At 73.2% G+C, this 14579-nt stretch carries 14 protein-coding genes; 5 read left to right on the forward strand and 9 right to left on the reverse strand.

Going from position 1 to position 14579, the window contains the following annotated elements; translation table 11 throughout:
* Positions 1-405: 405 nt before the first annotated feature.
* Both ACFRCG_RS14035 and ACFRCG_RS14040 read right to left on the reverse strand, forming a co-directional pair.
* Complete coding sequence (locus tag ACFRCG_RS14035; protein ID WP_380031535.1) at positions 406-1767, reverse strand: sensor histidine kinase; 1362 nt, start codon at positions 1765-1767, stop codon at positions 406-408.
* Between the two features lie 149 nt (positions 1768-1916).
* Entirely contained in the window at positions 1917-2594 is a 678-nt protein-coding gene (locus tag ACFRCG_RS14040; RefSeq protein WP_126635589.1) for a response regulator transcription factor, read from the reverse strand.
* A 109-nt stretch (positions 2595-2703) separates the two neighbouring features.
* On the opposite strand from ACFRCG_RS14040, the gene ACFRCG_RS14045 reads away from it, so the two are divergent.
* Positions 2704-3258, forward strand: a complete 555-nt coding sequence (locus ACFRCG_RS14045; protein ID WP_380031270.1) for a hypothetical protein — start codon at positions 2704-2706, stop codon at positions 3256-3258.
* A gap of 90 nt (positions 3259-3348) precedes the next feature.
* Here the strand turns inward: ACFRCG_RS14045 and ACFRCG_RS14050 are convergent, their stop codons facing one another.
* From ACFRCG_RS14050 to ACFRCG_RS14065, 4 genes are all read right to left on the reverse strand, one after another.
* A complete protein-coding gene (locus tag ACFRCG_RS14050) occupies positions 3349-4023 on the reverse strand; it encodes a hypothetical protein (RefSeq protein ID WP_379998632.1) in 675 nt (224 codons plus the stop codon).
* Positions 4024-4053: 30 nt separating this feature from the next.
* Positions 4054-4740: a lactate utilization protein C gene (locus ACFRCG_RS14055; protein WP_380031271.1), complete on the reverse strand. Its 687-nt coding sequence runs from the start codon at positions 4738-4740 to the stop codon at positions 4054-4056.
* A complete protein-coding gene (locus ACFRCG_RS14060) occupies positions 4737-6245 on the reverse strand; it encodes a lactate utilization protein B (RefSeq protein ID WP_380031273.1) in 1509 nt (502 codons plus the stop codon). The genes ACFRCG_RS14055 and ACFRCG_RS14060 overlap by 4 nt, the downstream gene beginning before the upstream one ends.
* 127 nt (positions 6246-6372) lie before the next feature.
* Positions 6373-7104: a (Fe-S)-binding protein gene (locus tag ACFRCG_RS14065; RefSeq protein WP_380031275.1), complete on the reverse strand. Its 732-nt coding sequence runs from the start codon at positions 7102-7104 to the stop codon at positions 6373-6375.
* Positions 7105-7240: 136 nt separating this feature from the next.
* Between ACFRCG_RS14065 and ACFRCG_RS14070 the strand changes: the two genes are divergently transcribed.
* Both ACFRCG_RS14070 and ACFRCG_RS14075 read left to right on the forward strand, forming a co-directional pair.
* Positions 7241-7984, forward strand: coding sequence for a FadR/GntR family transcriptional regulator (locus ACFRCG_RS14070; RefSeq protein ID WP_380031278.1), 744 nt, complete (start codon positions 7241-7243; stop codon positions 7982-7984).
* Positions 7985-8187: 203 nt separating this feature from the next.
* Complete coding sequence (locus ACFRCG_RS14075; RefSeq protein WP_380031280.1) at positions 8188-9375, forward strand: phytanoyl-CoA dioxygenase family protein; 1188 nt, start codon at positions 8188-8190, stop codon at positions 9373-9375.
* A gap of 185 nt (positions 9376-9560) precedes the next feature.
* Here the strand turns inward: ACFRCG_RS14075 and ACFRCG_RS14080 are convergent, their stop codons facing one another.
* Positions 9561-9950, reverse strand: a complete 390-nt coding sequence (locus ACFRCG_RS14080; RefSeq protein WP_380031282.1) for an STAS domain-containing protein — start codon at positions 9948-9950, stop codon at positions 9561-9563.
* 279 nt (positions 9951-10229) lie between these two features.
* Between ACFRCG_RS14080 and ACFRCG_RS14085 the strand changes: the two genes are divergently transcribed.
* The gene (locus tag ACFRCG_RS14085) at positions 10230-11960 is read left to right on the forward strand and encodes a SpoIIE family protein phosphatase (RefSeq protein ID WP_380031284.1); all 1731 of its coding nucleotides are present in this window, start codon (positions 10230-10232) and stop codon (positions 11958-11960) included.
* Entirely contained in the window at positions 11957-12952 is a 996-nt protein-coding gene (locus ACFRCG_RS14090) for a B12-binding domain-containing protein (protein WP_380031286.1), read from the forward strand. Before ACFRCG_RS14085 ends, ACFRCG_RS14090 begins: the two co-directional genes overlap by 4 nt.
* 60 nt (positions 12953-13012) lie before the next feature.
* Here ACFRCG_RS14090 and ACFRCG_RS14095 read toward each other — a convergent pair whose 3' ends face one another.
* Positions 13013-13393: an STAS domain-containing protein gene (locus ACFRCG_RS14095; RefSeq protein ID WP_380031288.1), complete on the reverse strand. Its 381-nt coding sequence runs from the start codon at positions 13391-13393 to the stop codon at positions 13013-13015.
* Positions 13394-13733: 340 nt separating this feature from the next.
* Positions 13734-14408, reverse strand: coding sequence for a peptidyl-tRNA hydrolase (locus tag ACFRCG_RS14100; protein WP_380031290.1), 675 nt, complete (start codon positions 14406-14408; stop codon positions 13734-13736).
* Positions 14409-14579: the final 171 nt, after the last annotated feature.

The raw sequence follows: 14579 nt of genomic DNA on the forward strand, positions 1-14579 counted from the left end.
GTCCGGCGACGCGGACCCCACGACGGGGAGCCGACGAGCGCACAAAGAAGGCCGGCCCGAGAGCTCACGCTCTCGGGCCGGTGCCGTCGTGCCCCGGGTGGGGGTGGGGACACGAACGGCCGGGGATCAGATCCCCGAACGGCTACAGACCCTGGGGGGGATTGGGCTGCGCCTGGCCCACTCGGAAAGGGGGGAGTCCCGTTGGTTCCGAATGGACCGTCGTTCTGAAGGCTAGTGAAAACCATGGCCGAAGAACACCTGTCGACCCGACCGGATTGGGCCCGGGACGAGGGTTTAAGGCCCTCTTAAGAGTGAATCGTCGCCGAGGTTCCGGGGGGCACACGACCAGTGACTCACAGTGAGAAGATCGGCGCCGTCGACAACCGGCCGAAGGCGTCGGGTCACTCAGCCGACACCGGTCCGACGCCGGCCGCGCCGACTCTTGCCGGCTCGACGACTGCGCCGGGCGACCGCGTCCGTACGGCCCGCACCCAGCCGCACGCTCACCTCCGCGCCGCCGAGCACCGAGCGGCCCAGGCCGACCTCTCCCCCGGTGGCCTCCGCGAGCCGGCGCACGATGTCCAGGCCCAGGCCGGTCGAGCCGTCGCCGCCCTGGCCGTGCCCGCGCCGCAGCGCGGTCTCCGGGTCGGCAATGCCGGGGCCGCCGTCGGCGACCAGCAGGATCACCGATTCCCGGCCCGCGTGCAGCGTGACCGAGAACGGCACCCCCTCCTCGGTGTGCCGGAACACGTTGCCCAACATCGCGTCCAGACCGGCCGCCAGGTCACCCCGGGACACCGGGACCCGTACCGGCACCTCCGCGCCCACCAACTGCCACGGGCGGTCCTCGTCCTCGGCCAGCGCGGACCAGAAGTCCATCCGGGCCCGCACCACCTCCGCCGCGTCGCAGCCCACCCGTTCGATGCTCGCGCTGGACCGCCGCGCGCCGCGGATCAACTCGTCCACCTCACGCTCCAGTTGCGCCACCGCGTGCCGGGTCTGCTCGGCCACCGGATCCTCGCCGAGGGCCGCCGCGTTCAGCCGCAGCGCGGTCAGCGGGGTGCGCAGGCGATGCGACAGGTCGGCGGCCATCTCCCGCTCGTTGGCCAGCAGTTGCTCGACCCGATCGGCCATCGTGTTGAACGACGTGGCGGCCTCCTGGAGTTCGGAGGGGCCCTGTGGGGCGATCCGCGCCTCCAGGTCGCCCGTACCCAGCGAACGCGCGGCGGCGGCCAACGACCGGGCCGAGCGCACCACCTGCGCGCCGAGCCGGTCGGCGACCAGGACCGAACCGCCGACCAGGACCACCGCCACCCCGGTCAGCACCAGCCACGCGGTGCCCACGCCATGGTCGAGATCGCCGTCCGGGACGTACACCTCGATCACCGTGATCCGCCCCTGGTCCAGCACCACCGGCTGCAACAGCGCCCAGCCGCCGCCCGCCCGCACCCGGAACGAGCGGGCCGACTCGCGCGCACCCGCCACGTTGTGCTCGCTCGCCCGAGGTCGCCCGAGCACCGACCCGTCGGGCAGGTGGATCGCGATCCGCCCGCCCGAACCGGCCGGCACACTCGCGATCGCCGGCTCCAGTGCGGCCCGATCGGTGGTGATCACCAGCGCCGGCTGCAACGCGGCGGCCTGCCGCTCGGCATCGGTGAAGGTCCGGTCCGCGGCGATCTCCCGGATCACCAGCACCAGCGGGATCAGGAACGCCAGCGCCACCATCGTGGTCACCGCCAACGAGACCCGGACCAGCGTGCCGCGCAGCCCCCTCGGCGCCCGGGCCGGTCTCGGGCCGCGCTCCGACCTCGGGCCCCGGACGGACCCGCCGGCCCGCTCCGCCGCACCCGCCGCCCGACCACCGGACCGGCCCTCTCCGCGCCGCCCCGTCGCCCCGCGCCCGCCCGAGCGCAGTCTCACGCCGGGGGCTCCAGCTTCACCCCGACACCCCGCACGGTATGCAGATACCTCGGCTCCCGCGCCTTCTCGCCGAGCTTGCGGCGCAACCACGACAGGTGCACGTCGATGGTCTGGTCGTCCCCGTACGCCTGACCCCACACCTCGGCCAGGATCTCCCGCCGCGGCACCACCCGGCCGGCCCGCGCGGCCAGGAACGCCAGCAGGTCGAACTCGCGCCGGGTCAGTTCCAGTTCGCGGCCGTCCAGGTGCGCCTCGCGGCGCCGGGTGTCGATCCGCAGGCCGCCGGTGGTGAACACCTCGGGTGTGCTGCCGCCGCGCGCGCGGCGCAGCACGGCCGACAATCGGGCACCCAGATGCTCCCCGGAGAACGGCTTCGTCACATAGTCGTCGGCGCCGGCGTTGAGCAGCCGGACCACCTCCGCCTCGTCGTCCCGGGCGGTCGCGATGATCACCGGGACGTCGGATATGCCGCGCAGCATCTTCAATGCCTCGGATCCGTCCAGATCCGGCAGGCCGAGATCCAGGATGACCACGTCGAACGAGTACTGGGCCACCTCGCGCAGCGCCTCCAGGGCGGTGCCCACGCTGCGCACCGCGTGGGAGGACGAGGTGAGGTAGCGGATCAGCGCCGAACGTACGAATTGGTCGTCCTCGACAACGAGCACCTGTGCCATGGTTCGGAACCGTACCCTCACGGTCCACTCCGTCCAGCCCGGGAGTGGCCCGCGACCTCGCCCCCACCCCGCCGGGGAGGGGTGGGTCCGGGGCGGGAGGATAGGGCTCGTGCGGAGAATCATCACGTCGATCTCGGTGTGGCTCGCGGTGACCGCGGTCGCCGTCGCGCTCTCCTGGTGGGGGGTGCGCAGCGTGCTGCGCGAGACCGTGTTCGAGCCGCCCAGGCCGCCGAGCCCGGTGGCCGGGAACGTACCGCCGCCCTCGGTGTCCACATCGCCGCCCACGCCCTCGGCGCCGCCGACCTCCGAGGCGCCGGACCTGATCTCGGCGGTCAACCGCACCCCGCCGCCGACCTCGTCGTCCCCGCCCCCGACCACGACCCCGCCGACCACGAAGGCCCCGCAGGCGCCACCGCCCGCGCAGTTGCGGGAGCAGCCGGCCGCGGCGGTGCAGAGCTTCGAGGTGCGCGGCGGGCGGGCGTCGTTCCGCTACCAGGCGACCGTCGCGACGCTGATCGCCGCGACGCCGAACTCGGGGTGGGCGGTCAAGGTGTGGCCGGGTGACCGGTGGATCCGGGTCGACTTCGTCCGACACGGACAGACCTCGTCGGTCTTCGTGGTGTGGAACGGGCACGACCCGATCGCCTCGACCTACGAGGACTGACGACCGGCGCGGACCGGACGACCCACGCGGGCGAGCCGACCTACGCGCCCCGATCCCCGCCGCGCGCCCGCGCCCCGCGAGCCGCCCGGCTCACAGGTCCTCCAGTACCTCGGCGGCGGTGGCGCGCAGACCGCGCGCGACCCGGGTGGCGGTGTTGTACGCCTCGTCGCCGCGCCCCTCGGAGAACGCGTTGGCCGCCTGGATCAGCCCCTGGGCGCCCTTGAGCGCGTCGACCGCCGCGGCGAGCAACGCCTCCCCGCGCGCGTCCTGGCCCGGTTCGCCCGCCATCCCGGCGAGTTGCCGGGTGAGCACGGTCAGCCGCATGTCGACGCCCCGGACGCCGGCCAACGGCGCCGGCCGCGGGTCGCGCACGCTCGGCACGCCCTGACGCGACATCGACGCGCCCTCCGGGCCACCGCACAGCGGACACGTCTCGCCGAGCGCGAGCAGACCGCGCTCGGGGTGCCGCGGGCACGGCGCCGAACGCGGTCGTGCGTCGGCCGCGTCCCGGGCCCGGCCGCGCCGTCGCCGGTTCTCGCAGAACAGGCACTTGTCCCGCGCGTCCTCGTCGACCGGGCCGTGCGGATGCTCGTTGCACAACGTGGTCGGCGCCGGCGCGGTCAACTGACCGAGCAGACGCCGCGTGTTCGCCAACTGCTCGGCGATCGCGTCGTACGCCTCCGGCGGGCTGGTGTTGCCGAGGAGGTCGACCATCTCCATCAGGTTCTTGGTCGAGCGGACGAGTGCGTTCGTATCAGGTGCCACGCCTATGGACTGTAAATGATCGGCGGCCCGTCACCGCACGATCAGCACTTCGAGCGTCCGCGGCCCGTGCACCCCCTCGACCCGATTCAGCTCGATGTCGCTGGTCGCGGACGGCCCGGAGATCCAGGTCAGCGGTCGACCGGGGTCGAGTCGTTCGAGCGCCCGCGGCACCGAGGCGACCACGTCGGCGGCGCGAATCACACACAGGTGCCAGTCCGGCACCAGGGTCAACGCCCGACGGCCCTGGCCGGGCCCGGCGTCGAGCACGATCGTGCCGGTTTCGGCGATGCCGACGGCGGCGGCGGTGAGTACGCCGTCGGCGGTGTCGAGGGCGGACGTGGTCAGGATGCCGGCGGGTTCGACGACCTCAGGCCTGTTATTAATACGATTGTCGTACGACTGTCCGTACACCCAGCCGTCCGCCAGGCACACCCCCTCGGCGAGCCCGGCCGTCCACGCCGCCGGCAGCCCCGCCGGGGTCACCAGGGTGCGGGCCCCACGCCGCTCGACCGCCGCCGCGACCGCGTCCGGGAGGGTGTCCTCGGCGACCTCGTGCACCACGGCGCGATAGTCGCGCAGGTGCTCGACGAACAGGTCGAGCACACCTTCGGCGACATGTGCCCGTGCGTAGTCGCGCACGACCGGGGAGTCGTCGTCGCTCGGCACGTCGGCGAGCGCCCGGCGGACCCGGGCCAGGATCGCTGCACGCGAACTCATCGGTCGTCCTCCTCGATCCGGTTCTTCTCCGCCGGCGGTTGCGCCGGAGCGGACGGGGGCCGCCGCGGCGGCGCGCCGCGTTCGCGCACCCACCAGTCGCGGAAGGACTGCGCCGGCACCTCCGGCAAAGCCCGGCTGTCGGACCAGGCCGCACCCGGCCCGGGCGCGCGGCGCGGCAACAGCCGACGCGAGCGGGCCGCGACCCGCTGTACGGTGCGCAGCCGCTTCGGGTCGTCGAGCACCCACTCGGCCGCCCGCATCGCCGCCCGCTCGGCCCGGTGACCGCCGCCCTCGACCACCTGTTCGCGCAGGTGCACCAGCACCTCGGGGATGTCGATGGCGACCGGGCACACCTCGTAGCAGGCACCGCACAACGACGACGCGTAGGGCAACGACGCGGTCTGCGGGTCCACCTTCCCGGTCGCCACGCCCCGCAGTTGCGGCACCAGGATCGCGCCGATCGGCCCCGGGTACACCGACCCGTACGCGTGCCCCCCGGTGCGCTCGTACACCGGACACACGTTCAGGCAGGCCGAGCACCGGATGCAGCGCAACGCCTGCCGCCCGGTGGTGTCGGCCAGCACGTCGGTACGGCCGTTGTCGAGCAGCACCAGGTGGAAGTCCCGCGGGCCGTCGCCGGGGGTGACGCCCGTCCACATCGAGGTGTAGGGGTTCATCCGCTCCCCGGTCGAACTCCTGGGCAGGAGTTGCAGGAACACCTCCAGGTCGGCCCAGGTCGGCACCACCTTCTCGATGCCGACCACGGAGATCAGCGTCTCGGGCAGGGTCAGACACATCCGCCCGTTGCCCTCCGACTCGACCACGACCAGCGTGCCGGTCTCGGCGACCAGGAAGTTCGCGCCGGACACCGCGACCTTCGCGGACAGGAAGCGCTCCCGCAGGTGTCGCCGGGCGGCCTCGGCCAGCGCGGCCGGCTCGTCGGTCAGTCCGGGTGGCGCCGGCACCCCCCACTCGGCCATCTCCCGGACGAAGATCTCCCGGATCTCGGCCCGGTTGCGGTGGATGGCCGGCACCAGGATGTGCGACGGCAGGTCGTCGCCCAACTGCACGATCAACTCGGCCAGATCGGTCTCGTAGGCCCGGATCCCCTCGGCGGCCAACGCCTCGTTCAGCCCGATCTCCTGGGTGACCATCGACTTGACCTTGACCACCTCGGTCTCCCCGGTGGCCCGAACCAGATCGGCGACGATGCGATTCGCCTCCGCGGCGTCCGCCGCCCAGTGCACGGTGCCCCCGGCGGCGGTGACGGCCGCCTCGGCGGCGACCAGGTACTCGTCGAGCCGACGCAACGTACGATCCTTGATCGCCGCCCCGGCGGCCCGAAGCTCGCCCCAGTCGGAAAGCTCACCGACCACATGAGCACGCTTGTCCCGAATGGTATGAGTGGCCTTGCGCAAATTGTGCCGAAGCTGTGGATTCGAAACAGCCGATCGAGCAGCCTCGGGAAACGGCGGCATGCCCAGAAACGTGGGAGGTGAGGTCATCACGAAAGCTTTCCGATCAACGGGTCGAGGATATTCGGCTCACAGGCCGTACAGGCCACACCGCTGCCCCTGAAACCGCAGCCGGTACGGCCGAAGCGACGGGTGGAGCGGGCGGGTAAACCAACCCCTAACCCGCCGTCGAGGCGAGAATCTCCGCCAGGTGCACAACGCGCATACCGGTGCGCTGACGATCCATCAGCCCGCCGATGTGCATCAGGCACGAGTTGTCCGCCGCACACAGCACCTCCGCCCCCGTCCCCGCCGCGTGCCGCACCTTGTCGGCGCCCATCGCGGTGGACACGTCCGGGTTCTTCACCGCGAAGGTGCCGCCGAAGCCGCAACACTCCTCCTCGCCCGGCAGGTCGACCAGTTCCAGGCCCCGCACCTCGCGAAGCAGCGCAGTCGGCCGGTCGCCCAGGCCCAGGAGGCGGCGGGAGTGGCAGGTGGGGTGGTAGACGACCCGGTGCGGGAAGTAGGCACCGACGTCGGTGACGCCCAGCACGTCCACGATGAACTCGGTGAGGTCGTACACCTTCGGGACCACCGCCGCGACCCGGGCCGGCAACCCCGGATCGGCCGCGCGGGCGGCGGCACGCGGGTGGTTGTCCCGGATCATCGCGCCGCAGGACCCGGACGGGGTGACCACCGCGTCGTAGCCGGCGAAGGTGTCCGCGAACCCGGCCACCATGGGCTCGATCCGCTTTCCGTAGCCGGTGTTCCAGTGCATCTGGCCGCAGCACGTCTGCGCGGTGGGGAAGTCCACGGTGCAGCCGAGCCGTTCCAGGAGGCGGACGACGGCCTGCCCCGTGCGGGGGTAGAGCGTGTCGTTGACGCAGGTGATGAACAGCCCGACGCGCATGCGTGCGGCCTCCTCGTGACTGTCGAATCATGTGGTCTGACCACACTGTGGTGTGCTCACGCTAAGGGCATGGCATGCTTGGCCACAAGACACCCCCCGATTCGCGATTCGCGACGCCCGCATCCGAGGAGCCCACGTGACAGACGGCCCCGACTGGCGTCCGGTCAAGCGTGTACGCGCGTTCGAGGAGGTCGTGGCGCAGATCGAGGAGCAGATCGCGAGCGGCCGACTGCGGGCCGGCGACAAGCTCCCGGGCGAGCGCGCGCTGGCCGCCGCGCTCGGGGTCAGCCGCCCCTCGGTGCGCGAGGCGATGCGGGTCCTGGAGGCCATGGGCGTGCTGGTGGCCAACCCGGGCAGTGGCCCGGAGGCGGGGGCGATCCTGGCCGGCTCGGCGGGCCCGGCGCTGACCGGCGTCCTCGGGCTCCACCTGGGGCTGGCCAACTTCGCCGTGGACGACGTGGTGGAGACCCGGTTGCTGATCGAGTCGTGGGCGGTCGAGGGCGCGGCGCGCCACGCGGGCGAGGCCGACCTCGACCGGCTGCGCGCGATCGTGGCCGCGATGGACGACCCGGACCTGTCCCCGGAGCGGTTCAACGAACTGGACACCGAGTTCCACACCACGATCGCGGAGTTGTCGGGGAACGCGCTGGTGACCACGTTCATGCGCGCGCTGCGCGACACCGTACGCCGCCACCAGCGCCGCGCGGTGGCCGAACTGGGGCCGGACACGGGCGCGTTGCGCGCGGATCACCGGGCCATCCTGGCCGCGATCGTGGCCCGCGACCCGCGCGCCGCGGCCGACGCGGTGGCCGCGCATCTGCGCCGCGCCTACCCCCAGGTGTCCCGGGTCCGCGAAGACGCGCCCTCCCCGGAGAACTGACGCACCGTCAATGGTCCGGACGAAATAGCTGACGCACCGTCATCGACCGCGTGTGGTAAGGCGATCGGTCGACGGTCGGCGCCGGCGGTGGGTTGTCGGCGGCCCGCTCGCGCGGACTTCGGGCAAAGCGCGCGGCGCTCTGGTGACACGGCGCTCCGGCCCGGCATACTGCGCGGCAACGTACAGCGCAGGAGGTCGCGAGGATGCTCGGGCACGACCGGATCGACGCGGAAACCTACCACCGGGACATCGTCCCCGGATTGCTCATCGGCACGCACGGCAAACGGGCCGAGGCGGGTCTCGCCGGGCTCGACCCACTCGGTCTGCGGATCGGCACCGGCGCGTGGACCTATCGCGCGGACGACTCCCGACTACGTGTCGTGGAGGGGATCGATCCGGACGCCGGCTGCGTGGTGCGGCTGTCCCCCGACGCCTGGACCGACCTGGTCACCCTGCTGCGCACCGCCGCGGCGCTGGCCATCGCGGGCGAGGTGCACACCGAACACGGCACGGTGCTCGACCTGTTCCGCTGGGAACCGGTGTTGCGGGCGCTCTACCAGGGCATCGAGATCTACCTGCCGCGGGGCCCGGAGCTGTACGACCGGCACGGCGCGCCGGTGGACCCGGCGGCCGAACTCACCCTCGACCGCTCCGATCGGGAACTCGCCGAACACTTCGAGGCGACCGGGGTGATGCGGGTGCGCGGGGTGTTCTCCGCCGCAGAGGTCGCCGTGCTGAACGCGGAGGTGGACCGGCTCGCCGCGGAGGCCCGGCCGGACGACGACCGGTCCTGGTGGGCGGAGACCGAGTCGGGTGAGGCGGTGCTGTGCCGGATCGTGTACGCGAGCGAACGGTCAGCGCCAATCGGTGAGTTGGCCCGCGATCCGCGCCTGGTCCGGCTGGCCGGCCTGCTGCACGACGACCTGGCCGCGTCGATGGACCGGATGGAGGGGGTCTCCGTCCTGCTCAAGCCGGCGGGTCGGCTCAAGGGCCTCGCCAACATTCCCTGGCACACCGACTGCGGCCTCGGCGGCCACCACATCATGTGTCCCTCGGTGGCGATCGGCATCCAACTGACCGGCTCCTCCGCCGAGACCGGCTACCTGGAGGCGATCCCCGGCTCGCACGGGCGCACCTGCCCGCAACCGACCCAGGAGGAACTGGCGAGCCTGCCCTATGTCGCGGTGCCGACCGAGCCGGGCGATGTGACGGTGCACGTGGCCGACGTACTGCACGCGTCGCCGCCGCCCGCCGGGGTGGGCGGGCGGCGCACGATGTACGTCACCTTCCGGCCGCCGTCGCTGTTCGAGCAGGTCGGGCCGGGCGAGGCGGTCAACGACCTGATCCGCAGTCGTACCGCGAGTGAGCTGGAGGCCGGCCTGGGCCGGTGAGTCCGCCGCTCGGGGCGGGTGGGCGCGGGGACCGCGCCGTGCGGGACGGGTGCGGGGATCGCACGTGGTGGGACGGGCGCGGGGACTGCGCCTGGCGGGACGGGCGCGGGGGGACGCGTGTACTCGTCGGCCGGCTTCGGCACTCCGCGTGCCGCAGTGGGCGTTCGGCAATCGGCGCTCGCCGCTCAGCGGTTCCGGACGACACCCGCCGGTTCCACGCTGAGGATCCGGTCCAAATGGGTGATTCGCAACACCCGCGCCGGCTGCGGCCCGACACCGCACACCACGATGTCCCCGTCCCGGTCACGCAGTCGGCGGTAGCCGTAGACCAGGCTGCCCAGGCCGGACGAGTCGATGAACGGCACCCCCGACAGGTCGATCCGCAGGCTGCGCGCGCCCTCGTCGACGAGGCGGTCCACCGCCTGGCGGAAGGCCGGTGCCGCGGTCATGTCCATGTCGCCGTGTACGGACACGATGCCACCGAGGTCGCCCTCCAGGGCCGAGTGCACCACGCACGGTCTGTCCGGGAACGATGTGTGATCCACGTCGTCCGGCGGGGGATCGTCAAGGCTCATGGGACCACTCCACACGGTCGAGTGTCGGTTCGGTCGCGCGGCACGCGACCGCTCGCTACGATGCGCGCGGCCCGGGACGAACCCCCACATCCATCCCGGAACGCAGGACCGCATCGGCACCCTACTCGCCGCATCGGTCGCTCGTGGACCGTCTTCCCCTATAGGTGTGATTCCGTCGGAAGCCGCCCGCGGCCGACCCCGGCGGTCGTACCGTGAAGGTTGCGCGAGCGCCGGCGCGAGTCGGCTCGAAACGCACGGACGCAAGGGATTCCGTAAGCCATGACCGGACCACGCCCCTCGAGCGACGAGCGGGGCAGCAACACGCAGGAGTCGGCCGCCGCTCGGCGAAGCGACGGCTTCGAGCCGCCGCGCGCCCCCGACGAGGCGGCGCCGCCCGGCTGGTCACCGGCCGAGGTGCTCGACGAGAGCGACACCGGCGTGATCGTGTTCACCGCCGAGGGCACCGTGTGCCACGTCAACCCCGCGGCCGCGCGCCTGTTGCCCGATTGCGCGGTGGGCACCGCCTTCCCGACCCTGCCCGCGACCGGGACCACCTGGCGCGGCGAGGTCGACGATCGGCGCGTGCAGGGGCGCCGAGCGCTCCTGAGCGATGGACACTACGCCTGGTACGTCCGCGACACCACCGCCGAACGACGGCGCGAGGACGCGTTGTTGGCCGAGCGGCGGCGCAAGGTCTTCCTCGCCGAGGCGGGCCGGATGTTGTCCGCGACCACCCACCCGCGCCGGCTGACCGACCTGGTCACCACGCTGCCCGCGCCCGAACTGGCCGACTGGGTGGCGCTGTCCGTGCCGAGCATGGAGGACGGCCGGATGCGCACCACGTACGCGCCCGCCACCGGCACCCCGATCGCCCGGGTGACCACCGGCCTGGGCACGGCGTGGACGGCCCCGGCGGGCGTCGGCCGGGTGTTGCGTACCCGCCGGCAGGAACTGCATCCGCTGATGGATCGCGAACTGCTCGCCCGCCTGGTGCCGGACGAGGCGGTCGCGGACCTGCTCGCCGTCGACGCGCGGTGCGCGCTCGTGGTCCCGGTGCCCACCGACGACGACGCGCCGTCCGTACTGACGTTCGTGCGCTCGGCGACCTCGGAGCCGTTCGCCGAGGAGGAGATCGCGCTCGCCGTGGACTACGCCGAACGGGTGGGCGTGGCACTGCGCACCTCGCGGCTGTACGTCGAACAGGATCGGCGCACCCTGCTGCTCGCCCGGGCGCTCGTCCCGGGCCCGCTGCCCGAGGTGCCCGGCGCGCGGATCGCCGCCCGCTATCGGCCGGTGTCGCTGACCAACGGTCTGGGCGGCGACTTCTACGCCGTGCATCCCACCCCGGTCGACGGCACGTGGGCGTTCTCCGTCGGCGACGTGTGCGGACGCGGCACGCCCGTGGGCATGTTCAGCTCGCGCTCGCTGCTGATACTGCGCACGGCGGCGAGCGCGGGTTGCGCTCCCGCGCATCGGATGGCGCTGCTCGACGCGGAACTCACCCTCGGCGACCCCTCGTTGGTGCTGACCGCGATCACCGGGGACTGCTCGGTGCATCCGGACGGCTCCGCGCGGGTGCGGCTGACCTGCGCCGGTCATCCGCCGCCGCTGTGGATGGACCCGGCGGGCCGGGTGACCGCGATGGCGTTCACCGATCCGCTGGTGGCGGGCATCCCGGGCACCGTGTTCGGCGAGCGGGAACTGCCGTTGCCGGCCGGGTCGACGCTGCTCCTGTACAGCGACGGGGTCACCGAGGCGCGGGACGCGGACGGCGCGGCGTACGGGGTGGAGGCGTTGCGGCACGACCTCGCCTCGTGTGCGGGCATGCCGGTGGAGGCGCTGGTCGAGCGCCTGGAACAGCGGCTGTTGACGCACCTCGGCAACGCCCCGGTGATCGACGACGTGGTGCTGTTGGCCATTCGCATCCCCTATCGGGACGACCACGAGGCGCTGCCGATCCTGGCCGAGCTGGGTCGTCCCGGTTCCGACGAGCATCCGGACGGCGCATGACGCACGTGGTCTCCGACGAACTCGACCTGTTCCTCGCACACTTGGGCCGAGCCGACGAGGTCGAGGCACTGAACCTGGTCCGCAACCTGCTGGACAAGGGGGTGTCGGGCGAGGAGGTGTTGACGGACCTGGTGATCCCGGCGCTGCGCGTGGTGGGCGAGCGGTGGGCGACGGGCGAGTGGACGGTGGCGCGCGAGCACGCCGCCTCGCACGTCGCGGGGCGGGTGGTGCACCTGGTCGCCGACGCGACGCCGCGTCCGCGCTCGCGGACCCGGATCGTGGTGTGCTGCGCGCAGGGCGACTGGCACGGGCTCGCGTCCCGGATCCTGGCCGCGCTGCTGCGGCTGCACGGCGTCGACACCACGGTGTTGCCACCGGGTACGGGCGCGGGCGAACTGGCCCGGGTGGTGCCCGACTCGGGCGCCGGGTCGGTGGTGCTGAGCTGTACGGTCTCCACCGCGCTGCCGGGCGCGCGGGCGATGGTGGAGGTGGCCCGCCGGGTCGGGGTGCCGGTGCTGGTCGGCGGCCCCGGCTTCGGCCCGAACGGCCGCTGGGCGGGCGTCGTCGGCGCGAACGGCTGGGCGCCGGACGCCGAACGCGCCGCCGAGATGCTGACCGGCCCCGACTGGCCGACCGTCACCAGCCCGGCGCCGCGCCTGCGCCACCTGTCCGACCCGGCCCACGACGGCGTCGGCCTGCTGCGTACCCCGCTGGTCGCCGCGGGCATGTCGGCCCTGGCCCCGATCGAGGGCGAACGCTCGGACACCACCATGCGCGACGGCCTGGCCGGCGCGGTCGACACGCTCGCCGTCTCGCTGTTCGTGGACGACGACGCGCTGTTCGTCGATTTCACCCGGTGGTTCGCCGACGTACTGGGCCACCGGCGCGTGCCCAGCGGGGCACTGGCCGCCGCCTACCGGGCCTTCGCCACGCGCCTGACCCACGTCCCGGGCGCGAGCGCCACGCTGACGGCGGCGGGGGCGGTGTTGTAGGGCGCGGTGGTGGCGGGCGCGGTGGTGGCGGGCGGGTTTGTCGGGCGGGGCCGGAGCCGGTCAGCCCGCGGCGCTCAGGTCCTCGTCCGTGGGGGCGTCCTCGGACAGGGCTTCGGTGAGGTCCGGGTGCACGTCGAAGAGGCGGCGCAGGCCCAGGGCGGTGAAGACCCGGTTGACGTGGTGATCGTTGTTGCCGGGCATCACCAGCCGCAACGAGCCGCCGGTGGAGCGGAGTAGTCGGCGGGCCGCGACGAGGGTGCCGATGCCGGTGGAATCGAGGAATTCGACCCGGGTGAGTTCGAGGACGATCCGATGATCGCCGTCGGCGACCGCGCGTCTGACGTGTTCGCGGAGTTCGGGGACGACGGCGTAGTCGACCTCCCCGAGGACGTGCAGCACGGTCCAGCCCTGGAGATCGTCCTTGATCACCTGAAGAGTCACGCGCCGGCAGTCCCCTCGCCCATGGTGTCCCGAGCCGCGCGAGACAGGGCGGCCGGAGCGATCGGCGGACCCGTCCCCCAGCGGATGGCACCGACGGATCCGGGCGGGACCTGGACACGTGGCTCGGGAGCCGGGTGGTCGGCCCGGCCTGTGACCTACCGTAGTGGGCCGCGGGAACCGGGGCAGTGACGATCCGGTCACGTACGGGTCTCGGTTGCAGCGTACACGGATCGTTCCGGGCGCCTCCCGAAGACGGGGCGCTCGCCCGATCGACCGCCCCGATGACGCAACGTCACCCGCCGTCACCTCGGTTCGCAACGCGGCGGGGGCGGTGCGACGTTCAGCGTGTCGGCCACGGCACATCCGCGACCACGGTGCACGACCCCGGCGCGATCTCGGTGAAGCCGGCGTCGCGAACCACGGGCCGCCCGCCGCCGGCCAGCGCGGGCCACGCGGCGGGCTCGGCGACCCGAACCGCGAGGTCGAAGTCCCGCGCGGCCCACTCCTTCCGCGCGCCCGGGCCGAGCCCCATCCAGGCGATGTGCGCGCCGTGCCCGACCTGCGCCATGGCCTTGCCGGCGGTCATCTCCAGAGACGGGTTCAACCACAACACCGGCTGCCCGGGATCGGCGGCGGGCGGCGCGACCGGCTCGTCGAGGTCGGTGCCGGAGACCTGCAACTTGGCCAGATCCTTGGGCCATCCGTCCAGCGGGATGGGCGGGTACACCCGGACCTCGGCGGTGCGGTGGACCACGGTGATCCCGGGCAGGGCCCCGGCACGACGCCACTCACCGCCGCGCGCCCGGCGCACCACCTTGCGGATCCGATGCCCCTGCCAGGCCTCGACGACGTCGTGCCACTCCCCTTCGGGGTCGGCGGAGCGCACGTCGGCAAGCAGAACGAGGACGGCCCGCGCGGCGGCCTCGAGGGCGTCGGTACGGGCGGGGGGCTCGTCCTTCTCGATGTGGGCGACGAGGGGGAGAACGTATTCGATGGAACTCACGACTCCGATCATGCCGTGCTCGCGGCCACATGGCCTCGCCGGGCGGGGTGGGGTGGGTGGGGCGGCCGGGCAGGCGTTTGGGGGGGGGCGGCCCCCCCCCCCCCCCCGCGGGGCCCGGGGGGGGCACCAACCAACCCACCCCCCCCCCCCCCCCCCCCCCCCCCCCCCCCCCCCCCCCCCCCG

Origin of the sequence: Embleya sp. NPDC056575 (genome assembly GCF_042793325.1) — a bacterium.
Classification (GTDB): domain Bacteria; phylum Actinomycetota; class Actinomycetes; order Streptomycetales; family Streptomycetaceae; genus Embleya.

What these genes read in the sequence shown, in the direction of transcription:
- ACFRCG_RS14040 (WP_126635589.1), bottom strand. Translation starts at nt 2,594, where the DNA reads ATGGCACAGGTGCTCGTTGTCGAGGACGACCAATTCGTACGTTCGGCG.
- ACFRCG_RS14055 (WP_380031271.1), bottom strand. Translation starts at nt 4,740, where the DNA reads ATGAGTTCGCGTGCAGCGATCCTGGCCCGGGTCCGCCGGGCGCTCGCC.
- ACFRCG_RS14060 (WP_380031273.1), bottom strand. Translation starts at nt 6,245, where the DNA reads ATGACCTCACCTCCCACGTTTCTGGGCATGCCGCCGTTTCCCGAGGCT.
- ACFRCG_RS14065 (WP_380031275.1), bottom strand. Translation starts at nt 7,104, where the DNA reads ATGCGCGTCGGGCTGTTCATCACCTGCGTCAACGACACGCTCTACCCC.
- ACFRCG_RS14075 (WP_380031280.1), top strand. Translation starts at nt 8,188, where the DNA reads ATGCTCGGGCACGACCGGATCGACGCGGAAACCTACCACCGGGACATC.
- ACFRCG_RS14080 (WP_380031282.1), bottom strand. Translation starts at nt 9,950, where the DNA reads ATGAGCCTTGACGATCCCCCGCCGGACGACGTGGATCACACATCGTTC.
- ACFRCG_RS14085 (WP_380031284.1), top strand. Translation starts at nt 10,230, where the DNA reads ATGACCGGACCACGCCCCTCGAGCGACGAGCGGGGCAGCAACACGCAG.
- ACFRCG_RS14090 (WP_380031286.1), top strand. Translation starts at nt 11,957, where the DNA reads ATGACGCACGTGGTCTCCGACGAACTCGACCTGTTCCTCGCACACTTG.
- ACFRCG_RS14100 (WP_380031290.1), bottom strand. Translation starts at nt 14,408, where the DNA reads ATGATCGGAGTCGTGAGTTCCATCGAATACGTTCTCCCCCTCGTCGCC.